The 24,007-nt window shown below is 70.1% G+C and carries 20 protein-coding genes; 14 read left to right on the forward strand and 6 right to left on the reverse strand.

The genetic code is table 11. The annotated features are described in order from the left end of the window. The first annotated feature begins 90 nt into the window (after positions 1-90). The 6 genes from JLI01S_RS10230 to JLI01S_RS10255 are packed head-to-tail and all read left to right on the forward strand — an operon-like array spanning position 91 to position 7,938. Entirely contained in the window at positions 91-1,323 is a 1,233-nt protein-coding gene (locus tag JLI01S_RS10230; RefSeq protein WP_068264116.1) for a glycosyltransferase family protein, read from the forward strand. Further along, positions 1,323-2,573, forward strand: a complete 1,251-nt coding sequence (locus JLI01S_RS10235; RefSeq protein ID WP_068264118.1) for a glycosyltransferase — start codon at positions 1,323-1,325, stop codon at positions 2,571-2,573. The genes JLI01S_RS10230 and JLI01S_RS10235 overlap by 1 nt, the downstream gene beginning before the upstream one ends. Further along, positions 2,570-3,760 (forward strand): glycosyltransferase family 4 protein, encoded by a 1,191-nt coding sequence (locus JLI01S_RS10240; protein WP_068264120.1) that lies wholly within the window; start codon positions 2,570-2,572, stop codon positions 3,758-3,760. The genes JLI01S_RS10235 and JLI01S_RS10240 overlap by 4 nt, the downstream gene beginning before the upstream one ends. Next, complete coding sequence (locus JLI01S_RS10245; RefSeq protein WP_084349355.1) at positions 3,757-5,649, forward strand: ABC transporter ATP-binding protein; 1,893 nt, start codon at positions 3,757-3,759, stop codon at positions 5,647-5,649. The genes JLI01S_RS10240 and JLI01S_RS10245 overlap by 4 nt, the downstream gene beginning before the upstream one ends. After that, positions 5,636-6,850: a phosphotransferase gene (locus JLI01S_RS10250; RefSeq protein WP_084349356.1), complete on the forward strand. Its 1,215-nt coding sequence runs from the start codon at positions 5,636-5,638 to the stop codon at positions 6,848-6,850. Before JLI01S_RS10245 ends, JLI01S_RS10250 begins: the two co-directional genes overlap by 14 nt. Beyond that, on the forward strand, positions 6,847-7,938 hold the full coding sequence (locus JLI01S_RS10255; protein ID WP_068264124.1) for an aminoglycoside phosphotransferase family protein: 1,092 nt from the start codon (positions 6,847-6,849) through the stop codon (positions 7,936-7,938). Before JLI01S_RS10250 ends, JLI01S_RS10255 begins: the two co-directional genes overlap by 4 nt. Here JLI01S_RS10255 and JLI01S_RS10260 read toward each other — a convergent pair. Continuing rightward, positions 7,925-8,332 (reverse strand): RDD family protein, encoded by a 408-nt coding sequence (locus JLI01S_RS10260; protein WP_068264126.1) that lies wholly within the window; start codon positions 8,330-8,332, stop codon positions 7,925-7,927. The two genes, JLI01S_RS10255 and JLI01S_RS10260, sit on opposite strands and share 14 nt — an antisense overlap. A 210-nt stretch (positions 8,333-8,542) precedes the next feature. Between JLI01S_RS10260 and glnA the strand changes: the two genes are divergently transcribed. The 3 genes from glnA to scpC all read left to right on the forward strand — a co-directional run bounded on the left by glnA (position 8,543) and on the right by scpC (position 12,506). After that, entirely contained in the window at positions 8,543-9,967 is a 1,425-nt protein-coding gene (gene glnA, locus JLI01S_RS10265; protein WP_068264128.1) for a type I glutamate--ammonia ligase, read from the forward strand. Between the two features lie 213 nt (positions 9,968-10,180). Beyond that, complete coding sequence (locus tag JLI01S_RS10270; RefSeq protein ID WP_068264131.1) at positions 10,181-10,957, forward strand: NAD-dependent epimerase/dehydratase family protein; 777 nt, start codon at positions 10,181-10,183, stop codon at positions 10,955-10,957. Between the two features lie 31 nt (positions 10,958-10,988). Next, positions 10,989-12,506: a succinyl-CoA:acetate CoA-transferase ScpC gene (scpC, locus tag JLI01S_RS10275; protein WP_068264133.1), complete on the forward strand. Its 1,518-nt coding sequence runs from the start codon at positions 10,989-10,991 to the stop codon at positions 12,504-12,506. Between the two features lie 22 nt (positions 12,507-12,528). Here the strand turns inward: scpC and JLI01S_RS10280 are convergent, their stop codons facing one another. Both JLI01S_RS10280 and JLI01S_RS10285 read right to left on the reverse strand, forming a co-directional pair. Next, entirely contained in the window at positions 12,529-13,926 is a 1,398-nt protein-coding gene (locus JLI01S_RS10280; RefSeq protein ID WP_068264135.1) for an MFS transporter, read from the reverse strand. Next, positions 13,919-14,350 carry a MarR family transcriptional regulator gene (locus tag JLI01S_RS10285; protein ID WP_068264137.1) on the reverse strand — a complete coding sequence of 144 codons (432 nt, stop codon included), beginning with the start codon at positions 14,348-14,350 and terminating at the stop codon, positions 13,919-13,921. The genes JLI01S_RS10280 and JLI01S_RS10285 overlap by 8 nt, the downstream gene beginning before the upstream one ends. A 76-nt stretch (positions 14,351-14,426) precedes the next feature. Here JLI01S_RS10285 and JLI01S_RS10290 point away from each other — a divergent pair, with 76 nt between their 5' ends. The 4 genes from JLI01S_RS10290 (at position 14,427) to JLI01S_RS10305 (ending at position 20,169) form a co-directional block, all read left to right on the forward strand. Beyond that, positions 14,427-15,593, forward strand: a complete 1,167-nt coding sequence (locus JLI01S_RS10290) for an MFS transporter (RefSeq protein ID WP_245634584.1) — start codon at positions 14,427-14,429, stop codon at positions 15,591-15,593. A 125-nt stretch (positions 15,594-15,718) separates the two neighbouring features. Beyond that, positions 15,719-17,437 carry an SPFH domain-containing protein gene (locus tag JLI01S_RS10295; RefSeq protein ID WP_245634585.1) on the forward strand — a complete coding sequence of 573 codons (1,719 nt, stop codon included), beginning with the start codon at positions 15,719-15,721 and terminating at the stop codon, positions 17,435-17,437. Further along, a complete protein-coding gene (locus JLI01S_RS10300) occupies positions 17,430-18,803 on the forward strand; it encodes an SPFH domain-containing protein (protein ID WP_218005498.1) in 1,374 nt (457 codons plus the stop codon). Before JLI01S_RS10295 ends, JLI01S_RS10300 begins: the two co-directional genes overlap by 8 nt. 166 nt (positions 18,804-18,969) lie before the next feature. Then, complete coding sequence (locus JLI01S_RS10305) at positions 18,970-20,169, forward strand: Fic family protein (RefSeq protein WP_068264143.1); 1,200 nt, start codon at positions 18,970-18,972, stop codon at positions 20,167-20,169. Here JLI01S_RS10305 and JLI01S_RS10310 read toward each other — a convergent pair whose 3' ends face one another. Further along, positions 20,170-20,733: a PadR family transcriptional regulator gene (locus JLI01S_RS10310; protein ID WP_068264145.1), complete on the reverse strand. Its 564-nt coding sequence runs from the start codon at positions 20,731-20,733 to the stop codon at positions 20,170-20,172. Positions 20,734-20,784: 51 nt separating this feature from the next. On the opposite strand from JLI01S_RS10310, the gene JLI01S_RS10315 reads away from it, so the two are divergent. Then, complete coding sequence (locus JLI01S_RS10315; protein WP_068264148.1) at positions 20,785-21,165, forward strand: nuclear transport factor 2 family protein; 381 nt, start codon at positions 20,785-20,787, stop codon at positions 21,163-21,165. On the opposite strand, the gene JLI01S_RS10320 is transcribed toward JLI01S_RS10315, so the two are convergent. Together JLI01S_RS10320 and JLI01S_RS10325 are read right to left on the reverse strand one after the other, a co-directional pair. After that, complete coding sequence (locus JLI01S_RS10320) at positions 21,089-21,901, reverse strand: SGNH/GDSL hydrolase family protein (protein ID WP_084349358.1); 813 nt, start codon at positions 21,899-21,901, stop codon at positions 21,089-21,091. The genes JLI01S_RS10315 and JLI01S_RS10320 overlap by 77 nt on opposite strands. After that, positions 21,901-23,934, reverse strand: a complete 2,034-nt coding sequence (locus JLI01S_RS10325; protein ID WP_281177460.1) for an oxidoreductase — start codon at positions 23,932-23,934, stop codon at positions 21,901-21,903. Before JLI01S_RS10325 ends, JLI01S_RS10320 begins: the two co-directional genes overlap by 1 nt. Positions 23,935-24,007 lie beyond the last annotated feature (73 nt).

Consider the following 24,007-nt stretch of genomic DNA (forward strand, 5'->3'; position numbering starts at 1 on the left):
CGTCCGTCCCTGCGCCGGGTGGGGCCCACATGAGGACTTCCTCATGTGGGCTTCACATCCGCCTCACGTGCAGCACCCAGTCTTACTCGGGTGAACACGACATCGCGGCGCCGCATCGCCTTCTACTCCCACGACACCCAGGGACTCGGGCACATCCGGCGCAACATCGCGCTTGCCGCTGCCATGGTCGCCGCGGAGCCGCGGACAGACGTGCTCATCCTCACCGGGGCGCCCCAGGCGACCTCGCTCCCTCTGCCACCCAACACCGAGGTCATCACGGTGCCGACCGTGGCAAAGGACAGCGACGGTGGGTACGCCGCCGCGACCTTCGCCATGGACCTCGGCTCGCTGCTCGCCCTGCGCTCTGACGTCATCACGACGGCGTTGCGGGCCTTCCGTCCCGACGCGGTGGTCGTCGACAAGGTCGCTCGCGGCCTCGACGGTGAGCTCGAGCAGGGCCTCGAGGCCCTCAGGGAGATCACCGGCCACACGACCGGGCGCCGCCCCCGCGTCGTCCTCGGGCTGCGCGACATCCTCGACGACCCGCTGACCGCGATCCGTGAGTGGCGCTCGGCCGGCACGACCGAGGCGATCACGGAGCACTACGACGAGGTGTGGGTCTACGGCGACCGGTCCGTCGTCGACGTCGCCGCCGACTACGACCTGCCGGACGCCGTCGCCGACCGCATCCGCTACACCGGCTATCTCGCCGAGGGTCGCTCCGAGGGACTGGTCGCCCCCCGTGACGAGCCGCGCCGCGGTCCGATCCCCCGCCCCTACGTGCTGTGCATGGTCGGCGGCGGACAGGACGGCTACGACACGGCGCTCGCCTTCGCCCGCGCCACCTACCCGGACGGCCACACCGGCGTCATCGTCACCGGCCCCTACATGCAGCCCTCGCTGCGCTTCCGTCTGCAGGAGATCGCCGCCGAGCGCAGCGACTTGGTGATCCGCGGGTTCGTCTCCACCACGATCGAGCTCATCGGTGGCGCCGAGGCCGTCGTCTCCATGGGCGGCTACAACACGGTGTGCGAGGTGCTCACCGAGGACGTCCCGGCGCTCATCGTGCCGAGGGTGCGTCCTCGGCAGGAGCAGCTCGTGCGCGCCGAGCGGCTCGTCGCGCTCGGGCTCATCGACTCGACACACCCCGACCTCGTCGCCCCGTCCACCCTGGGCGACTGGCTCGCCACCGCCGTGACGACCCCCCGACCGCACCGTCGCGGCGTCATCGCCCTCGACGGGCTGTGCCGCGTCCCCACCGTCCTCGCCGGTCTCCTCCGCCGACCGGCACCCGCTGACGACACCCAGGAGCTGGCCAGCTGATGACCACCACGACCCCCCGCGTCGGGTACGTCCTGAAGATGTACCCCCGCTTCTCCGAGACCTTCATCGTCCACGAGGTCCTCCAGCAGGAGGCCGCCGGCACCCACGTCGAGATCTTCTCGCTGCGCCTGCCGATCGACGGCCGCTTCCACGAGGCCCTCGCCCGCGTCCAGGCGCCCGTCACCTACCTCTCCCGCGAGCACAAGGCGAGCAGCTTCTGGAGCGCGCTGCGCGCCGCAGCCACGGAGGTGCCGACGATCGACGAGCACCTCGACGAGCTGCTCGCGGCGCCGGAGGACGAGGCGCTGGCCGCCGTCGAGCTCGCCGGCGCGATCCGCCGCTCCGGCCTGGAGCACCTGCACGCGCACTTCGGATCGATCGCCGCCGAGGTCGCCCGCCTGGCCGCCCGACTGGCCGGGATCACCTACTCCTTCACCGCCCACGCCAAGGACATCTTCCACGAGGACGTCGTGCCTGCCACGCTCGCGAAGACGCTGCGGGAGGCGCACACGACGGTCACCGTCAGCGAGTACAACCTGCGCCACCTGCAGCGCGAGTTCGGCGCCGACGCCGACCACGTGGTCCGGCTCTACAACAGCATCGACCTGGAGGCCTTCCCCTTCGAGGCGAAGGGAGAGACGAGCCATCCCGCACGCGTCGCCGCCGTGGGCCGGCTGGTCGAGAAGAAGGGCTTCGCCGACCTGCTCACCGCCGTGCGTTCGCTCGTCGACGACGGCCGCGACGTGCAGGTCGACCTCGTCGGCACCGGCCCATTGGAGGCGGCGCTGCGCGGTCAGGTCGAGCAGCTGGGCCTCGGCGACGTCGTGACGATGCACGGGGCACTACCGCAGTCGCAGGTGCGCGAGATCGTCGCTGCCGCCGACGTCTTCGCTGCGCCCTGCATCATCGGCGCCGACGGCAACCGGGACGGTCTGCCGACCGTCCTGCTGGAGGCGCTCGCGCTCGGCACGCCGTCGCTCTCGACCCCGGTGACCGGCATCCCCGAGATCATCCGCCACGAGGAGACCGGGCTGCTCGTGCCCGAGTCCGACCCACAGGCTCTCGCCGCGGCTCTGGCCCGCACCCTCGATGAACCACAGGCGGCCGCCGCGCGCGCCCGCGCTGCTCGCGCGCTCCTCGAGGCGGATTTCGACTTCCGTGACCACGCGATCAGCCTCCAGGGGATCTTCCGCGAGGGGATCGCCTCTCGGGCTCGCCCGGTCGCGGCCGAGGAGCGTGAGGTGGCATGAACCGCATCGCCTACGTCTGCACCGACCCGGGCATCCCGGTCTTCGGGAGCAAGGGCGCCTCGGTGCATGTCCAGGCCGTCGTCCGCGAGCTGCGCCGGCGCGGCGCCGAGGTCCACCTCGTCGCAGCCCGCATCGGCGGAGACCTGCCGCGTGACCTCGACGGTGTCGTCGTCCACGAGCTGCCCACGATCGAGGGCTCCCCAGGTCTCGGGCGTGAGCAGTCCGCCCAGCAGTCCGCTCGCGCAGCCGCCGACGTCCTCGCCCGGCTGCACCACGATGCCCCGGTGGACCTGGTCTACGAGCGCTACTCCCTGTGGTCCGACGCCGCGATGACGTGGGCGCAGGACCATGCGGTCGCCAGCGTGCTCGAGGTCAACGCCCCGCTCATCGACGAGCAGTCGGAGCACCGCGTCCTCGCCGACCGCGCCGGGGCCGAGGCCGTCGCCACCCGCGCCTTCGACGCCGCCGGCTCGGTCATCACCGTCTCGGCGCCCGTCGCCCGCTGGGTGACAGCCCGTACCCACAACCATGAGGTCCACGTGGTCCCCAATGGCGTGGACACCCGCTTCATCCGGCCCTCGACGAAGGGTGCGGGCTCCCCCTTCGTCATCGGGTTCGTCGGCACGCTCAAGCCCTGGCACGGCCTCGAGGTGCTGCTCGAGGCCTTCACGCGGCTGGCGCGCACCGACGAGAGCACCCGTCTGCGGCTCGTCGGCCATGGCCCGCAGTACGCAGCCCTCGCCGCGCAGGCCGACGAGCTCGGCATCGCCCACAGGGTCGACCTCGTCGGGGCGGTCGCGCCGCAGGAGATGCCCGCGCAGCTCGCGGCGATGGACATCGCGGTCGCGCCCTACCCCCAGCTCCCGGACTTCTACTTCTCCCCGCTGAAGCTCTACGAGTACCTCGCCGCGGGACTGCCCGTCGTGGCGAGCGACATCGGCCCGTGCGCCGAGATCCTGGACGGTGGTGCCCTGGGGGTGCTCGTCACGCCCGGTGACGCCACCGAGCTAGCCGCCGCCCTGGCCGGGCTGCGCAGTGCCCCCCACCAGCGGGCCGAGCTCGGGCAGATGGGCCGCCGCGCCGCCGAGTCGCGCCACGACTGGAGCCTCGTCGTGTCGCGCATCCTCGCCACCGTGCCCACCCCGACGAGGAGCCTCGCCGACGACTTGCTCGGACGGATCGCATGAGCGAGGCCGCACTGCGCAAGAAGAAGAAGCCCAAGGACCTCCGCGAGGCGATCCCGGGGCTGAAGCGCCTGCTCCCGCACGTGCGACCGCACCTGCGCCACCAGCGCACGCTCATCGCCGGGGGCGGCGCCGCGATGGCCCTCGAGGTCATCATGCGACTCCTCGAGCCCTGGCCGATGAAGTTCGTCATCGACGGCGTCATCGGCCACCTCGGGGCGGACATCAACCAGGAGCAGCCGGCCGACCTCCAGCAGGTGCTCGTCCTGGCCTGCCTCGGCCTGCTCGTCGTCGTCCTCGTGCGCGCCGCCGCGAGCTACGCGATGACGGTCTGCTTCGCGCTCGCGGGCAACCGCTTGCTCACCTCGGTGCGTGCTGACGCCTTCGCCCACCTGCAGCGGCTCTCCATGACCTTCCACGACAAGGCGCGCACCGGCGACCTCGTCCAGCGCATCACGAGTGACGTCGGCCGACTCAAGGAGGTCGCGGTCACCGCCGCGCTGCCGCTCCTGGGCAACCTGCTGACGCTCGCGGTGATGCTCGTCGTCGTCTTCGTCCTCGACTGGCAGCTCGCGCTGTGCATGCTCGTCGTCTTCCCCGTCTTCCTCCTCACGGGACGCTCGGCGACCAGCAAGATCCACACCGTCTCGCGCAAGCAGCGCAAGGCGGAGGGGCAGCTGGCCACCCTCGCGACCGAGACCCTCGGGTCGATGAAGGTCGTCCAGGCCTACACGCTCGAGGACGAGATGCAGTCCCGCTTCGCCTCCGACAATGTCAAGACCCTCAAGGACGGCGTCCAGGCCAAAAAGCTGTCCGCGGGGCTCGAGCGCTCCACCGACGTGCTGGTCGGCCTCGCGACGGCCATCGTCCTCTTCGTCGGAGCCCAGCGCGTGCTGGCCGGCGCGCTGACCCCCGGCGAGCTCGTCGTCTTCGTCACCTACCTCAAGGCGGCCTTCAAGCCGATGCGCGACCTGGCGAAGTACACCGGCCGCATCGCCCAGGCCGCCGCGTCCGCCGAGCGCGTCGTCGACCTCCTCGAGACCGAGCCGACCGTGCGGGACGCCTCGTGGGCCCGATCCGGGCGCCGCGTCACCGGTCACGTCGAGCTGTCCGACGTGTGGTTCTCCTATGTCCCCGGACACCCGGTGCTGCGTGGGATCGACCTGCGCATCACGCCCGGGCAGCGGGTCGCCATCGCCGGGCCCTCGGGCGCCGGCAAGTCCTCGCTCGCCGGGCTGCTGATGCGCATGCACGACCCGGACTCCGGATCGGTGCGGCTCGATGGTTGGGACGTGCAGGACCTCACCGTCCACGACGTGCGCAGCCAGGTCGCGGTGGTTCTCCAGGAGAGCCTGCTCTTTGCGACGAGCATCCGCGACAACATCGCCATGGGCGCCAGGGAGGGTGCCGGTCAGGTGAGCGACCAGCAGGTCGAGGCAGCCGCTCGCGTCGCAGGTGCGCACGAGTTCATCACCGCCCTGCCCCAGGCCTACGAGACGGTCGTGTCGGAACGGGGCACCACCCTCTCCGGTGGCCAGCGGCAGCGGATCGCGATCGCCCGCGCCGTGGTCCGGGACGCGCCGGTCATCATCCTCGACGAGGCCACGACCGGGCTGGACGGCGAGACCGAGGTCGAGGTCACCGCAGCGCTCGACCGACTCACCCGCGACCGGACGACGATCATCATCACCCACGACCTCGAGTCCGCCCGCTCCGCGGACCGCCTCGTGTGGGTCGACGGCGGACGCATCGTCGACTCAGGTCGACCGGACGAGGTGCTCGCCCGGCACGAGGACGAGCTCGCCGGCGTCCTGGCCGGATCGCACGACACCGAGGAGCTGCGGGCCAGCAGCTCGGTGACGAAGGACGGTGCAGAGCATGCGCTCAACTGAGGCCCACGGGATGCTCGCCGCGCACGACACCGGACTACCCGGGTTGCGTGCCCTGCTCGATGACACCGTGCTGACCGAGCGGCTCGGTCAGCCGGTGACACGCAGCTACCTGCGCTACAAACCCGGCACGAGCGCCATCTCCCTGGTCGACGTCGGTGGCCGCGCGGCGATCGCCCACGCGTGGGGAGGCGCCGGACCGGAGAAGCGCGCCAAGGCCCTCCTGCACGTCGCGACCGAGGACGTGCTCCTCGACGACCCCGCCCGGGGGCTGCTCGTCGTCGACGCGATGGCCGACCGCCGACTCACCGCGCTGCAGCGCCTCGTCCGCAGCGAGCGGCTGGGTCCGTGGCTCGCCCGCCTGAGCCACGAGGTACCTGTCGACGCGACGCCGGTCACGCTGGCGCACAAGCCTGCTCGCCGCTGGGTGGGTCGAGTCCCGCTCGCGAGCACAGACCGGCAGGTGGTCCTGCGCGCTTATGGCCGAAGGGAGTACGACGCAGCCCTCGCTGCCCACGGACTCCTCGGCACCGTCGACGCCGTGCGACTCCCCCGCGTCCTCGGCTCCCACCGCCACGGGCTCATCGCCCTCGAACACCTGCCCGGCAGCGTGCTCGACGAGCGGGTGCACGCCGCCGCGCTCCGACGCCTCGGCGCCTGCCTCGGAGGGCTGCACGCGAGCGCACCGGTCCGCGAGATCGACGTCGCAGGCGTGACGGCCGACCCCGTGGACCGTCTCGCTCCGGCCCTCGGTGGGTTGCCCCAGGAGGTGCGCGCCGTCGCCGAGACCGCGCAGCGCGCCCTACGCGCCGGGCCGGGAGCCGTCATCCATGGCGACTTCTCGCTCGACCAGGTCGTCGCCGACGGCCACTCGCTCGGCATCATCGACCTCGATCGGGTGCGACTGGGCAACCCTCTCGACGACATCGCGAGCCTCCTTGCGGCTGCTGCGTCGACCGCACTGCCCGAGGGCGGACCCGGCGGTGCGACGCGACTGATGGACCGTCTGCGCGACCCTCTCCTCGCTGGCCACGCGGCCACGTGGGTCGCCGGGTACACCGACGACCTCGGGCCTCGTACCGCGCTGGCGCTGCTCTCCCGGGCCGGCGAGCCCTTCCGCTCCGGCCTGCCGGACTGGCCTCGGGTGACCAGCGATCTGGTGCTGCTCGCCGGCACCCTCGCGAGCCAGCAGGTGGCGGCATGACCCCCTTCGGCCGGGTCTTGGCCGAGGTCGGCGACCGGGGACTGACGCTCGTGCGCGCCCACCCGCGCGCAGACCGACTGCACCTCGACCTGCGGGACGTGGTCGGCCACCGGGTCATCGGCCAGTGGATCGCCGACGCCGGTGAGGCCGCGCGGATCATGACCGCCACCGAGCAGGTCGCTCCCGGCCAGGTCGAGCGGCTCGGTGGGCACCTCGTGCTGCAGCACGGTGGGGCCGACCGTCGTCTCACGGCACTGGCTCCGCTCGTTGCCGCCGGAGCGGAGCTCGTCGTCCACCGGCCCGAGCGGCGCGCCGTCGTGCGCGCCACCGACGGCGACCAGCAGACCGTGTGGACCAAGGTCGTGCGCTCCCGCCGCGCCGCCGACCTCGTGCGACGGATGCGTGCCGCCGCCGCGGTCCCCGGGCTCACCGCACCCGATGTCACCGCCTGGGACGAGGAGACCGGCACGATCGCCCTGAGCACCCTGCCGGGCACGACCCTGCACAACCTGCTCACCGGTGACGTCACCGACGACGTGGCAGCAGGTGTGGGCCGCGCGGTCGCCACTCTGCACGGTGCCACCGGGCCGGTGCCCGACGGGGCCACCACCCACCGTCCTTCAGCCGAGGTCGAGGCGACTCTCGACCTGTTGGACCTGGCCCGTGGCCACCGCGCCCTCACCCCTCGCGAGGCCATCGCCGTCGAGCGCGACATCGCGCATGCCGCCTCGCGCATCATGACCGCCGGACCGCCATCGACGCCGGCGCTCATCCACCGCGACCTGCACGACAAGCAACTGCTCGTCGACGGTGACCGGGTGGGCATGCTCGACGTCGACATGCTCGCGCCGGGCGACCCGGCCCTGGACCTGGGCAACCTGCTCGCCCACCTCGACCTGCGGGCGGCGCAGGGGTGGACGACACCGGCCACGGCGCGACGTGTCGCCGACGGAGTGCTCGAGGCCTGTGCGCCCGACGGCCGCACTGCCACGGCGGCGCAGGCCTACCGGTCGTTGACGCACGCGAGGTTGCGCGCGCTGTACGCCTTCCGCCCGGGGGATGCGCCCCCTTCGGTCAGGGTCGCGTGATGCGGGTACCGGCCAGCCGGTCGTGGAGCCCGCGTCCGTCGTCGCCGAGGACGATCAGCGCGGGGATGAAGACACAGAGCAGTGCAGCGCGGATCGCGGCGCGCAGCGGGGTGACCCACTCCCCGTACATCGGCACGACGCGCAACCCCATGATCCGGTGACCAAAGGTGGCGCCCCCCAGGGTGACGCCGACGAGGTTGAGCAGGAAGAGCAGCCCGAGCGGGGCGAAGGAGAAGGCCGCGGGGCTGAGCTCGGCCACGGCACCGATGAGTCCGTGGACGATCAGCAGGCATGAGGCCCAGTCGATGACGAGGGCGATGAGACGACGGCCGAAGGGGGCGGTGCTCCCTTCGAGGGGCGAGGTCGGGGCGGGACGGCCTGCAGTGCTGCTCACGCAGGGCAGCCTATGTCGCCGCGCGGCGGACGCTCCCACCGCCCGAGCCTCCCGCTGAGTAGGATCGTGCTCACCAAATGGGACGTCGGTCCCGTGTAACACGGGTGAAACATCTGGGTCATGGTCGAGAAACCGAGCGTGCCTAGATTGATCATCAACAGTTGAAGCGGGAGGTCACAGTGGCCCGCCGCCCCACCCCAGGAGGATGGTTTGTTCAGCTCCCCTGACGAGGTTCTTGAGTTCATCAAGGCCGAAGACGTCAAGTTCGTCGACATTCGCTTCTGCGACCTGCCCGGCGTCATGCAGCACTTCAACGTGCCGGCCGAGTCGATCGACGAGGACTTCTTCACCGAGGGCCAGATGTTCGACGGGTCCTCGATCCGTGGCTTCCAGGCCATCCACGAGTCCGACATGAAGCTCGTGCCGGACATCGACTCCGCCTTCATCGACCCCTTCCGCGTCGAAAAGACGCTGATCATCAACTTCTCGATCGTCGACCCCTTCACGGGTGAGCAGTACAGCCGCGACCCGCGCAATGTCGCGGCCAAGGCTGAGGCCTACCTGAAGTCGACCGGCATCGCCGACACCGCGTTCTTCGGTGCCGAGGCCGAGTTCCACATCTTCGACGACATCCGCTTCGACAGCCAGCCGCAGGGCTCCTACTACTTCATCGACTCGGTCGAGGCCTCGTGGAACACCGGTCGCAAGGAGGAGGGCGGCAACCAGGGCTACAAGACGGTCATGAAGGGCGGTTACTTCCCCGTGCCGCCGGTCGACCACTTCACCGACCTGCGTGACCAGATCTGCCTGAAGATGAAGGAGGTCGGTCTCAACGTCGAGCGCAGCCACCACGAGGTCGGCTCCGCCGGTCAGCAGGAGATCAACTACCGCTTCAACACGCTGCTCGCCTCCGGCGACGACCTGATGAAGTTCAAGTACGTCGTCAAGAGCGCCTCCTGGGCCGCTGGTCGCACCGCGACCTTCATGCCCAAGCCGGTCTTCGGTGACAACGGCTCCGGCATGCACACCCACCAGAGCCTGTGGAAGGACGGCGAGCCCCTCTTCTACGACGAGCAGGGGTACGGCGGCCTGTCCGACATCGCCCGCTGGTACATCGGTGGCCTGCTCAAGCACGCCCCGGCGCTGCTCGCCTTCACCAACCCGACGGCCAACAGCTACCACCGGCTGGTCCCGGGCTACGAGGCCCCCATCAACCTCGTGTACTCGGCACGCAACCGTTCCGCGTGCATCCGCATCCCGATCGCGGGCAACTCCCCCAAGGCCAAGCGCGTCGAGTTCCGCATCCCGGACCCGTCGAGCAACCCGTACCTGTGCTTCGCCGCGCAGCTGATGGCCGGCCTCGACGGCATCAAGAACCGCATCGAGCCCCCGGAGCCGGTCGACAAGGACCTCTACGAGCTCCCCCCGGAGGAGCACGACGCCATCGAGCAGGTCCCGACCTCGCTCCCCGAGGTCCTCAAGGCCCTGGAGGCCGACCACGAGTTCCTCCTCGAGGGCGATGTCTTCACCCAGGACCTGATCGACACCTGGATCACCTGGAAGTACGAGAACGAGGTGCTCCCGCTGCAGGTGCGCCCCCACCCGCACGAGTTCGAGATGTACTTCGACCTCTGAGCCGAACCGAGCACGCACGAAGGGCGGGACTCCCGATCACGGGGGTCCCGCCCTTCGCTACTCAATGGTTGTGTGTTGAACCGGTAGCCGTGGCTGCCGGCAGCGCTCCAGGAGCGACGCCGGCTCCCTGAGCTACCTGTTCAACACACAACCATCAGCCGAGCGGACCTCGCGGACCTGACAGCGACGCAGGTGAGGTGCACAGTGGGAGGCATGGACAAGCGACGCATCCTCATCACCGGAGCGGCCGGCGGGGTCGGCACGATCCTCACGCAGCGCCTCAAGGACGAGTACGACATCACCGGCCATGACCTGACCGCCCAGCCGGAGGCGGACCCGGTGATCCTCGGTGCCGATCTCGTCGACTACGACGCCGTGCGGGGGATCATGGACGGCATCGACACCCTCGTCCACCTGGCCGGTGCTGCATCACCCGAGGCCTCGTGGGACGCCGTGCTCAACGCCAACATCATCGGCACCCGCAATGTCCTCGAGGCCGCCCGCGACGCCGGGGTCCGCAGGGTCGTCTACGCCTCCTCCAACCACGCGATGGGCATGTACGACCGGCTCGAGCAGTGGCCCGTCTACCCCGACGCCCTCCCCCGCGCCGACTCCCTCTACGGAGTCTCCAAGGTCTTCGGCGAGACGATCGGCCAGTACTACCACGACGAGTTCGGCCTGTCCTTCATCTCGCTGCGCATCGGCTGGGTCTCCGGCGACCCCACCGTCTCCGATGTCGATGTCCTGCACGCCATGTGGCTCAGCGAGCGCGACGCCGCGCAGGTCGTGCGGCGCGCGATCGAGACCGAGACCGACTTCGGGATCTACTACGCGATCTCCGACAACCCCAACCGTCGCTGGGGCATGACCAACACGATGCTCGAGCTCGGCTACCGGCCACAGGACTCCTGGGCCGACAAGGCACCCGCCGACGAGCCGGTCGTCGAGGGTGGCGTACCGGTCGCCGACACCTGGCCCAAGGGGTCGTGAGTCGCGAGAGGTGGTCTGACAGGGTGACCGGATGAGCCGCATCACCTGCCCGGTCCTGAGCACCCGCGTCACCACCGCGGAGGCTGCGGCGGAGCACATCCACCCCGGCGACAACATCGGGATGAGCGGCTTCACCGGTGCCGGCTATCCCAAGGCCGTCCCCACCGCGCTGCACGACCGGATGGTCGCTGCCCACGATCGCGGCGAGGACTTCCGCGTCGGACTGTGGACCGGGGCGTCGACGGCTCCCGACGCGGACGGCGTGCTCGCGGAAGCACGGGGCGTGTCCAGCCGGCTGCCGTACAACTCCGATCCGACGATGCGCAAGCTGATCAACACCGGCGAGGTCGACTATGTCGACGCCCACCTCAGCCACTCCGCGCCGCACATGTGGTTCGGCTTCTACGGCAACCTCGATGTCGCGGTCGTCGAGGTCACCGCGATCCTGCCCAATGGCCTGCTCGTGCCGAGCAGCTCCGTGGGCAACAACAAGACCTGGCTGGAGCAGGCCGACCGCGTGATCCTCGAGGTCAACCACTGGCAGCCGCGCGAGTTCGAGGGCTTCCACGACGTCTACTACGGCGCCGCCCTGCCGCCGGACCGTCGCCCGATCCAGCTGACCGACCCGATGCAGCGCATCGGTGACCCCTACCTACGGGTCGACCCGGCCAAGGTCGTGGCCGTCGTCGAGACCGACCGGCCGGACCGCAACTCCCCCTTCAGCCCGCCGGACGACACCTCGCGGGCCATCGCCGACCATGTCGTGGACTTCCTGCGCGCCGAGGTCAAGGCCGGACGGATGCCCCCTTCGCTCCTGCCCCTGCAGTCGGGAGTCGGCAATGTCGCCAATGCCGTACTCGCCGGGTTGGACGACAGCGAGTTCACCGACCTCATCGCCTTCACCGAGGTCATCCAGGACGGGCTGCTCGACCTGCTCGACAGCGGGACGGTCCGCGCGGCGTCCGCGACCTCCTTCGGTCTCTCGGACGTCGGGGTCGAGCGATTCCTCGACACGATCAGCAGCTACAAGGGCCGCATCCTGCTGCGCAGCGAGGAGATCTCCAACCACCCCGAGCTCGTGCGGCGCCTCGGCGTCATCGCGATGAACGGCATGATCGAGGCCGACATCTACGGCAACGTCAACTCCACCCACGTCGCCGGCAGCGCGATCATGAACGGCATCGGCGGCAGCGGCGACTTCACCCGCAATGCCTTCCTCAACTTCTTCCTCACACCCTCCACGGCGAAGGGGGGAAAGGTCTCGGCCTTCGTCCCGATGGCCAGCCACGTCGACCACACCGAGCACGACGTACAGGTCATCGTCAGCGAGCACGGGCTGGCCGACCTGCGCGGGCTCTCGCCGCGTGCCCGCGCGGTACGGATCATCAACAACTGCGCCGACCCGTCCTTCCGACCGGCGCTCCTGGACTACGTCGAGCGAGCGCAGGCCACGCGGCCCGACGCGGTGCACACGCCGCACCTGCTCGGTGAGGCGCTCAGCTGGCACCAGCGATTCCTCGAGACCGGGAGCATGCTCACCAAGGACTGAGCCGGAGCACCACCCGGCCAGATCAGGAGACCGCTCCCTGCAGCGGGGTCCGGTGGGCCACCGCGTGCACCAGCAGGGCAACCATGACGGCGATGCAGACGACGGCGCCGAGGGCGAAGGCGAACGTGATGCCGGTGTCGGTGGCATGGCCCGCCGGCGCCGTGTGGGCGGCGAGGATCGCTCCGGAGAAGGCGGTACCGAAGGAGCTGCCCACGGTGCGCAGCACCTGGTTGAAGCTCACGGAGCTGCCGAGCTCGTCCGCGGCCACGCTGCGGGCGATGAGCGCCGGCATGGCCGCGTAGGCGGCGCCCATGCCCAGCCCGAGCACGAGCATGCCGATGAGCAGCAGCCACAGCTCGGTGTGGCTGACCCACAGCAGGATCGACGACAGCGAGATCATCGCGGCCCCCGTGGGCAGCAGCGCCGTGAGACTGATCCGGTGGGCGATGCGGCGCACGATCCGGTTGGCGGCCAGGCTGCCGACGGACAGGGGAAACATGACGAACCCGGCCCACAGGACCGGCAGCGCCATGCCGTAGCCGGTGGACTCCGGAGCCTGTGCGACAAGGCTCCCCACCGACAGGGCGATGTACATGGCAGCGCCGAGGCCGATGGCCGTGCCGTTGGCCAGGAGGACATCGGTGGTCCGCAGCACGCGCAGGTTGATCAGGGGGTGGGGCGAGGACAGTTCCACCCGCACCCACGCGGCCAGCAGGAGGACGGCAAGGCCGAGCACCCCGATGGTGGCGCTGCTCGCCCAACCCCACTTCTCCCCTTCGCTGATGCCGAGCAGGAGGGCACCCAGGCCCAGACCGAGCAACACGGCTCCGCCGAGGTCGAAGGGGGTACGCGGAGCCAGCTCGTCCGGCCCGTCCGGCATGACCCTGACCGCGACGACGATCCCGGTCAGGACGAAGAGCGACGCGAACCAGAAGGCCCAGCGATAGCTGGCCTCGCCGGCGATGACGCCAGTCAGCGGGTAGCCGATGCCGATCCCCGACGCCACGGTGACGGACAGCGTGGAGATCGAGGACTGCACCCGCGACGGGTCGACATATCTGCGGGCCATGGCGATCGTCACGGGGACGATGCCGTAGGTGAGCCCTTGCAAGGCGCGGCCGATTAGGAAGAGGGCGAAGGAGGACGTCACCGCGGCGAGGACCGAACCCGCGAGGACGATCAGCAGCGAGACGATGAGCAGCCGCTTCTTGTGGGGACCGTCGCTGAGGCGCCCCATGACGGGTGTCGCGATCGCACCGACGGCCAGGTTGATCGTGAGCATCCACTGTGCGGCACTGACGGAGACGTCGAAGGCCTGCGAGATCGAGGGCACGAGCAGCATGCCCAGCGAGCTGACGATGGCCGTGCACAGTGCGGCGTAGACGAGTGCAGGGACGAGACGGGAGCTGCGCTCAGTCATCGGCGCCCTCGTCGACCAGCTTGGCCAGCGCCGGGATCGCCGCCGCGAGGGCCCGTGCATCAGCGGTGGAGAGTCGCTGCGAGATGGCCTGCGCCAGCCACACCTGACCGGCACGGTGCTCGTGGTCGTAACGCTCACGACCGGCCTGCGTGACCGCGAACCAGATGCGCCGACGGTCCTCGTCGTCTCGGGCCCGCGCGATGAGCTCAAGATCCTCGAGCTCACGGGTCGACAGCGAGATGGCCTGCGGGCTCACGTGCAGCCGCTTGGCCAGCTCTCCCGCCGTGGCGCGATCGGCCTCGGACAGGTGCCGCAGGATGCCGAGCTTGCCAGCCGACAGGGTGCGTTCGGCGTGCAGTCGACGCTGGATCGGGCGCAGCGCGTCGAGGAGCTGTCCTGGGAGGTCTGGGTCAGTCTGGGACATCACCCGCCGATGCTACACCTCATTGATCAAGTTGCTTGATCATCTGCTGGAGCGGTGACGTGGGAGACTGCCCCCAGTGAGCACTGTGTGGACCGCGCGGGGGATGCCCGCGCTCTTGTGGGCGACCTTCCTCGGGTTCAGCGGATTCGCTGTCCTCATGCCCGTCGCTCCCCTCTGGGCGGTGCACGGCGGCGCTGACGAAGGGGGCGCCGGCCTCGTCAACGGCGTGCTGCTGGCGGTCACCGTCCTCACGCAGTTCACGGTGCCGGCGATGCTGCGCCGCTTCGGCTGGGGCCCCACACTCGCGGCCGGCCTGATCCTCCTCGGCGCTCCCTCTCTCGGCTTCATCGCGAGCGACTCGCTCGCCACGGTCCTGTCCCTGTCCGTCGTGCGCGGCGTCGGCTTCGGCATCCTCACGGTCACTGGCAGCGCGGCCGTCGCCGAGCTGTCGACGCCCGAGACGCGCGGCAAGGCGGTCGGTGCCTACGGTCTGGCGATCGCCGGCCCGCAGGTCGTGCTGCTCCCCCTCGGCTCGTGGGTCGCCGAGACCGTGAACTTCAGTGTCGTCTTCGTCGTCGGCGCACTGCCCCTGCTCGGGGTGCCCGCGGCGCTCGCGCTCGGCCGGGTCGTCGACGCCTTCCCGGCACATCGCGAGACGCCTGGTGCCGCGCCGGGGACCAGCACCCAGCGTGCCGCCCTCACCCTGCTGCGCCCGATGCTGCTGCTGCTCGGCGTGACGGTCGCTGGCGGCGCAGTCCTCACCTTCGGCCCGCAGATGGTGCGCAACCCCGCCATCGTCATCCCGGCGCTGGCCCTGATGGAGCTGACCGCCGCGATCTTCCGCTGGTGGATCGGCGGCGTCGCGGACCGGTTCGGGGCGGAGCGGTTCCTCGCCCCCTTCGTCCTGCTGACCGTGATCGGTGTCGGCGGCATCGCCTGGGCCATCCACGAGCAGTCCGTGCCCGTGCTGCTCGTCGGCGCGATCCTCCTCGGCAGCGCCTACGGAGGCCTGCAGAACCTCACGCTCGTCATCTCCTTCGCATCCGTGTCGCGCCGGCACATCGGGCTGGCCAGCTCGATCTGGAATGTCGGTTTCGACCTCGGCTCCGGCCTCGGGTCCGTCGTGGTGGGCGCGATCGCCGCCGGGCACGGCTTCCCCAAGGCACTGGCCGTGACGGCGGTCCTCGCGATGCTGACACTGCCCTTGGCGCTCGTGCGGCGGGGGCTTCGAGACGGTCGCTGAGCGACCTCCTCAGCCAGCGTGGTCGGACCTCCTCAGCCAGCGTCGAACGGGGAGCGCTCCCCCTACACCCGACCTCACCCACCGTGGGAGGATCACCGGACACCATCGGTACGAAGGGGTTTGGGTTGAGTACAGGGGCGCAGCAGTTCATGAATGCTGCCCGGCAGGTCGCTGGAGCGACCGGCATGGGGCAAGCGGTCAACCAGGCGATGGAGCAGGCGCAGGGCGCCGGCTTCGACCTCAATGCGCGGGACTTCCCCGCGGCCCGGGGCGAAGGGGGGAGCGCCGCCACCCGGATCAACGCGGACCATGTCTCTCTCGACGACGCGGCGGAGGCGCTCAGCCGCAGCCGCTACGAGATGGGCCAGAGCGGGCCGGTGCACGTCATCACCCCGATGGTCATGCCCAAGGGCCGCCGTCTCAAGGCGATGCTCCCGGTCATCTTCCTGGTCATCCTCGGCTTCGTCGGGTCGATCTTCCTGCTGCCCTTCGGCACCAGCCTGGCCGTCTTCGGCCCGCACTACTGGGTCCTCGTCCTCGCCGTCGCGGCCTTCATGTGGTGGCGCCAGGGCATGGTCATGGTTCCCGAGGGCTGCACCGCGCTCATCAGCCGCTTCGGCAAGGTCGAGGCCGAGGTGGGCCCCGGTCGCGTGACGCTGTGGAACCCGTGGAAGCGCGTGTCCTACATCGTCAACACCACCCGCGAGTACCCCTTCAATGCGCCGATCCGCTCGGCACCGACCAAGTCGGGCGTCCAGGCCTCCGTCGACCTCTTCCTGCAGTTCCGCATCGTCAGCGCCCGCGAGTTCGTCTTCGTGCTCGGCGCCGTGCAGGGCTTCCAGGACAAGCTCAACAACGCGATCTCCGAGACGACGCGCTCGCTCATCTACGAGCAGGAGGCATCCGGCATCTACGACCTCGTCGGTGAGAGCACCGCGCGCCTGCTCGACCAGCTCAACGCGCAGTTCGCTCCCGCGGTCGAGCTGACGACGGCCAACATCACGCACGCCGAGCCGTCCGCCCAGGAGTACCGGATGGACCTCGCGGCGCCGGAGATGATCCGGGTGGCCAAGGAGGCCTACACCTACGACTACGAGCTGGGGCTGAAGAAGGAGCAGAACGAGGGTGACCTCAACAAGGACCTCGCCTCGCTCAACGAAAACCTGTCCGGCATCCAGGCCGACATCGCGCGCTACCAGGCGCAGATGGACACGGCGCTGGAGCGGGAGACCAACCGGGCCGAGGCGGTGGCGCGTCAGCGCTTCGTCGAGTCCGAGTCGGACGCCCACGCCAACGCGGCCCTGCTCGAGGCGCAGGCGCTCGACATCCGCGCGCTGAGCGCGGCCCTGGCCCCGGAGATCCTCGACTACCGCTACCAGCAGGACATGCTGGACAAGATGGAGGGCGTCTCCGGATCGCTCCCGCAGATCGTGCGGATCGGCGAGGAGTCCGAGGGCGTGGACTACCTCCAGATCGCCCGCCAGCTCGTCGGTGGTCAGGACACCAAGCTCTTCTCCGAAGAGGACATGGAGGCCATCCGATCCCGCCAGGGCGACATCGCCGCCCGGGTCAGCGGTCGCCAGGCCGACATCGTCGACCTGCTCCGCGTCCCCGACGAGACCGATGTCGAGATCCTGCCCGTCACCGAGCCGGAGACCGACCCCGAGGGCGAGCAGCGTCTCGACGCGATCCGTCAGTCGGTGACCGACGAGAGCATCACCGAGACGCTCGAGGGTGTCTCCGGTGCGGGCACCCCGCCCCCGCCGGTCGACCTGCCCCCACCGCCACCGATGACCGAGCCGATGACCCAGACCGACCCGAGCGAGGGTGAGCGCAATGAGTGACCAGATGATGGAGCAGGCGGTCCGCGCGGCGCGCGGCCAGGGCATGAGCTCGATCAAGGAGGTCGTCTCCGGCTGGAGCGATGTCGCGCGCTACCTGCGCGGCGGCGACTCGGGCTCCCTCGTCCCCGTCGTCATCCCCAAGGACAAGCGCGGTCTGACCTGGACCTCGCTCATCTGGTTCGGCCTGTGGGCGCTGCTCAGCGGTGTCTTCCTCGCCGCGACCGACCACGGGGCGATGGGTGGGCTGTCGATCTTCGTCGCGATCATCGCCTTCCTGCTGTCGGCTCTGTGGTGGTGGCGCTCCTCGATCGTCGAGATCGAGGAGGGCACGGTCGGGGTGCTGACGAAGTTCGGCGCCATCTCCGGCCCCGGCCTCTCCCCCGGCCGGCACTACCTGTGGCACCCGTGGGCGCGAGTCGCCTACGTCGTCGACGTGACGACCGAGATCCCGTACACCGCACCGGTGCTCAGCTCGCCGACGCACGAAAACGTGCCGCTGAAGTCGATCGAGTTCTTCCTGCGCTTCCGCATCGTCGACGCGATCCGCTTCGTCCAGACGATCGGCGCGGGCAACTTCGACCTCGTGCTGTCCAACTCGGTGCAGGACGCGATCCGTCAGCGCAGCCGCCAGGTGCGCACCGAGCAGGCCTATGACCTGCGCGGCAGCGATGTCAAGGACATGCAGGAGGTCCTCAACCGTCAGCTGACCCGGTACGGCGTGCAGATCATGGGCTGCAACATCCCGGACGTGCAGCTGCCCGACCAGTACCGCGAGCACATCGCCACGCGCGAGCGGGTCGCCAAGGAGCTCGTCGCGTACGAAAAGGAGTGGGAGCTGACGCGCAAGCGCCGCATCGACACCCTCCTGCTCGAGATCGAGCGCTCCAAGAAGGTGCGCGACGCCAAGGTCGTCGAGGTCCAGGCCTCGCTCAACAAGGCCCGCAAGGATGTCGCGCAGATGCTCGAGGAGCGCGAGACCGAGGCGCAAAAGATCCGCTACGAGATCGAGACGCGCGCCCGGACCAATCTCGTTGCGGCACAGGGTGAGGCCAAGGCCCAGGAGCAGCTGGCCACGGCCTACCGCGACAACCGTGCGGTGCTCGGCTACGAGCTCGCCCGTCGTCGCCTCGACGTGGGCGCGACCCTCGCCGAGGACGCTCCGCGGCCGGTCATCGTGCACACCGACGCCGGCGCCAGCGACAGCTCCGCGCTGTCGACGCTGCTCATGGCCCAGCTGCTGCCGCAGCTGCAGTCCGGTGGGTCGGCGCCGCGTCGCGGATCCCGTCAGGTGGCGCAGTCCGCCGGGGACCTCGACCAGGTCGCCGAGCGCGCTGCCCGCGCGTTGCGGGAGCAGACGCAGGGCTGACCCGCAATGACCCCGCACGGCCGAAGGGGGCGCTTCCGATCAGGGGGGCGTCCCCCTTCGCATGTCCGGCTGCGGATGGTCACGGACGACGGGTTCAGGGTCGAGGGCCGACCTCACAGAAGGTCTAACATAGGGATACCCACTGATCCTTATGTAAGGTTCAGAGATGACTCGTCACCAGCTGTGGGCCACACACCGTGAGTCGCTGGCGTGGGAGCGCGACCCGAGCCGCCCGATGTCACGCAGCGAGCGTGCCCGCGTACGGTCGACGTACGAGGCCACGATCACCCCGGACATCGCACGGCTCCAGCCCACCATCGGGGCGAGGACGCTCGCCGCAGCCGACGACGCGCGTGCGGAGATCTCACGCTTCGATGCGCAGCTGTCCACGATGCTTCCGGGGACGGAGCTGGCCCCGCTGGCCGCCGTGCTGCTGCGCACCGAGTCCGCGTCCTCCTCACAGATCGAGCAGGTCACTGCTGGCGCACGGGCACTGGCCCTCGCGGAGCTCGACCTCGCTCCCACCGGAAGCAATGCCCAGCTCGTGGCGGCCAATGTCGAGGCGATGACCTGCGCCGTGCATCTCGCCGATGACGTCACGCCGCAGTCCCTGCTGGCGATCCACGACGTGCTCATGCGCGATCAGCCACACGCCGCCCCGGGACGCTTCCGCACCGAGCAGGTGTGGGTCGGCGGATCGAGCGTCTCCCCGCATGGCGCCACCTTCGTCGCTCCGGCGCACGAGCGCGTCGAGGCAGCGGTCGAGGACCTGTGCGCCTTCGTCGCCCGCACGGACATCCCACTGCTGCCCCAGTGTGCGATCGCGCACGCGCAGCTCGAGACCATCCACCCCTTCAACGACGGCAACGGCCGCGTGGGGCGTGCGCTCGTGCACGCGATGCTGCGACAGGGCGGAGCCACGACGCGGGCGACCGTGCCCGTCTCCGCGGGGCTGCTCGCCGACACGCACTCCTACTTCGACGCGCTCACCTCGTACCGGTTGGGCGACGTCGACCCGATCATCGACCGATTCGTCGAGGCGACCTTCGCCGCCGTCGGCAACGGCCGCGAGCTCGCGCGCGATCTCGTCGAGATCCACACCGGGTGGACCGAGCGCATCCGCGCTCGTCGCGATGCCTCGATCTGGCGCGCGCTCCCCCTGCTGCTCAGCCAGCCGGTCATCACCTCCGCACTGCTCCAGCAGGAGCTGTCCCTGTCACAGCCGGCCGCCGACCAGATCATCGCGCGCCTGCGGGAGGCGGAGGTCCTCACGCGCGCCACGGGGCGTCAGCGCTACGTGACCTGGACGGCAGCAGAGGTCACTGCTGCCCTGGACGCCTTCGCCGAGCGGGCTCGCCGAGGCTGATCACTCTGCGGCGGCAGCCCGGGCGTCGAGGATCGTGAGGACCTGCTGGGCCCACCGGATGTTTTCCTCCTCGAAGCTGATCCCTCGCAACAGCGTGAGGTACTGCCCCACGCGCGGCTCCGCCACGAGGTAGTCCTCCTCGCTGCGTCCGGCGAGGGTGCGCTCCTGCACGAGGTGGTAGACGGCGAGCTTGGCCTCGAAGGCCTCCATCCGCTCGACGACATGCTCACGGATCGCCTCCGGGTCGCCCGACTCGAGTGCCGCGACCTGGACGAGCAGCTCGTCACGCACGGCCATCGGCTTGGGCGAGCGCAGCGTGTGCGCGCGCAGCGCCTTGCGTCCGGCCGCGCTCAACCGGAAGACGCGCTTGTCGGGCCGCTTGGTCTGGGCCACGGTGCGCGCCGTGACCAGCCCGGCGTCCTCGAGCTTGTCCAGCTCGCGGTAGAGCTGCTGCGGGCTGGCGGTCCAGTAGTTGGCGACAGAGACGTCGAAGGACTTGGCCAGGTCGTAGCCCGAGGACTCGTCGTGGGCGAGAGCGGTGAGGATCGCGTCCTGGAGTGCCATGCCGCGATGTTACCCCTAGCACCTAGTCACATTGTTGAGTAGGTTGAGCGCATGTTCCGTGAAGCCATCGAACGCCATGACATGGACGCCGTCGAAGCACTGCTCTCCGATGATGTCGTCTTCCGCAGCCCCGTCGCCCACACGCCCTATCCGGGCAAGCCGATCACCAACGCCATCCTGCGCGCGGTGACGGAGGTCTTCGAGGACTTCCGCTATGTGCGCCAGCTGCAGGACGGACGCGAGGAGGCCTATGTCTTCGAGGCGACCGTCGACGGCCTGGAGCTCACCGGGGTCGACTTCCTCACCCTCGACGAGGAGGGCAAGATCATCGACTTCATGGTGATGACCCGTCCGCTCAAGGCGTCCCAGGCGTTGGCTGCTCGGATGGCCGAGCGCTTCCCGCAGATCCAGCAGGCAGCACAACAGGGCTGAGTGCCGGCCGCTTGGCCGCACGCCCATCTGCGGAGGACCTCCCGGCGAGACGGCGGCCGAGCCACGGCCCGACGTGGCGGCGGGCCCATACGGCCTCGGTCCGCGCGGTGCGCCGGGGGAGGTCTCCGTCGGGGACGGCCTCCCACCCTGCATCGACGGGAACCCCGAGTGCCGCAGCGCTGCCCGCGGCGAGCCGCTCGTGGCCGAGCGCCGACAGGTGCAGCCGGTCCTCGGACCAGGCCCGCGGGTCCTCGAAGATCGTGCCCGTCGTCGGTGCCGGCGGCAACATGCCGTGCGCGTCGGCCAGGTGCTGGTAGATCTCGTTGAGCAGCACCCGCCGCCGCACGATGAGGTGGCCAGCGGGGCTCACCGCACGGATGTCGGGGATGGGCACGACGACGACCCGGACTCCCTTCGCCGTGAAGGGCGCCACGATCTGCACGAGCGTGCGCCGCAGCTGCGCGACGTCCAACCTCGGGCGCAGCAGGTCGTTCATCCCGGCGGTGAAGGTCAGCACGTCCGGCCCCAGGGCCAGCGCCGTCTCCACCTGGGTGTTGAGGACCTGCTGCGCCCGCAGACCCCGGACGGCGAGGTTGGCGTAGTCCACCTCGCCGTGGTGGGCGGCGAGCAGCTCAGCGAGCCGGTCCGCCCACCCCCGGGGTGTGCCGTCGGGCCACGGGTCGTCGCCGACGCCCTCGGTCAGGCTGTCGCCGATGGCCACGTGGCGCAGCGCCATCAGACCTGCGCCGCGATCCTGGTGCCCTGGTCGATGGCCCGCTTGGCGTCGAGCTCTGCGGCGACGTCGGCCCCGCCGATCAGGTGGACGGTGACACCCTGCTCGGCGAGCACGTCGTGCAGCCCCCGGTTGGAGTCCTGCCCGGTGCACAGCACGATCGTGTCGGCCGCGAGCACCTGCGCCTGGCCATCAACCGTGAGGTGCAGTCCCTCGTCGTCGATGCGCTCGTAGCTCACGCCGGGCACCATCCTCACGCCGCGCTGGGCGAGCTCGGTCCGGTGGATCCAGCCGGTGGTCTTGCCCAGTCCCTTGCCGACCTTGGTCGTCTTGCGCTGCAGGAGGGTCACCTCACGCGGCGCCGACCGGTGCGAAGGGGAGGTCAGTCCACCTCGCGTGGAGTGGTCGCCGTCGATCCCCCAGGTCTCCTGGAAGGCCGCGATGTCCAGGCTCGCCTCGTCGCCGGGGTCGGTGATGTACGCCGCGACGTCGAAGCCGATGCCGCCGGCTCCGAGGATGGCCACGCGCTCACCGACCTCGGCTCCCCCACGCAGCACGTCGAGGTAGCTCACGACGGTGCGGTGATCGGTGCCGGGCAGGTCGGGGACGCGCGGAGTCACACCGGTGGCGATGGCGACCTCGTCGTAGCCGGACAGGTCGTCCGCCTCGACCCGGGCACCGAGCTTGACGTCGACACCGGTCTCGGTGAGCTTGTGGCGGAAGTAGCGCAGCGTCTCGTTGAACTCCTCCTTGCCCGGGACCCGTCGGGCCACGTCAAGCTGGCCACCGATGTCATCCGCTGCGTCGAAGAGCGTCACGTGGTGGCCGCGCTCGGCTGCCGTGGTGGCGAAGGCCAGACCGGCGGGGCCGGCACCGACGACGGCGATGCGCTTGGCCAGGCGGGTCGGGCCGATGACCAGCTCGGTCTCGTGGCAGGCCCGCGGGTTGACCAGGCAGGAGGTGATCTTGCCGCTGAAGGTGTGGTCGAGGCAGGCCTGGTTGCACCCGATGCAGGTGTTGATCGTCTCCGGCTCCCCTGCCGCGGCCTTGGCCACGAAGTCGGGGTCGGCGAGGAAGGGACGCGCCATCGAGATCATGTCGGCGTAACCGTCGGCGAGGAGCTGCTCACCAACCTCGGGGGTGTTGATCCGGTTGGTCGCGACGAGCGGGATCGAGACCTCGCCCATCACCCGCTTGGTGACGCCGGCCCATGCGGCGCGCGGCACCTGCGTGGCGATCGTGGGGACCCGCGCCTCGTGCCAGCCGATGCCGGTGTTGATGATGTCGGCTCCCGCGGCCTCGACGGCCTTGGCCAGCTGGACGACCTCGTCGAGGGTCGAGCCCTCGGGGACGAGGTCGAGCATCGACAGTCGGTAGACCAAGACGAAGTCGGGGCCGACCGCCTCGCGGACGCGACGCACGATCTCGAGGGGGAAGCGGATCCGGTTGTCATAGGAGCCGCCCCAGCGGTCGGTGCGCTGGTTGGTCCGCGTGGCGATGAACTCGTTGATGAGGTATCCCTCGGAGCCCATGATCTCGACGCCGTCGTAGCCGGCCTGCTGGGCCAGCAGCGCGCAGCGCACGTAGTCCTCAATCGTCTGCTCGACCTCGGCGTCACTCAGCTCGCGGGGCACGAAACGGCTGATCGGGGCCTGGATCGGCGACGGCGCGACGAGGTCGGCGTGGGTGGCGTAGCGGCCGAAGTGCAGGATCTGCATGGCGATCAGGCCGCCGGCCTCGTGCACGGCGTCGGTGACGACCCGGTGGTTGTCGACATCGACCTCGGTGGTCATGGCCGCCCCACCCTCTGCGGGTCGCGCCTCCAGGTTGGGCGCGATCCCACCGGTGACGATGAGGCCGGCTCCCCCCTTCGCCCGCTCGGCGTAGAAGGCGGCCATCCGGGCGAAGCCGTCGGGTGCCTCCTCGAGGCCGACGTGCATCGACCCCATGATGACGCGGTTGCGCAGGGTGGTGGCGCCGACCGTGATCGGCTCGAGCAGGTGCGGGTAGGACAGGGACATGGTCACCGACTTCATTGGTCAATTTGTTGAGTAGGAAAACCATAGCGCGTCTCCCCGCGTGGCCAACCCGACCTCCGTCATCCACCCG

Origin of the sequence: Janibacter limosus NBRC 16128 (assembly GCF_001570985.1) — a bacterium.
GTDB lineage: Bacteria > Actinomycetota > Actinomycetes > Actinomycetales > Dermatophilaceae > Janibacter > Janibacter limosus.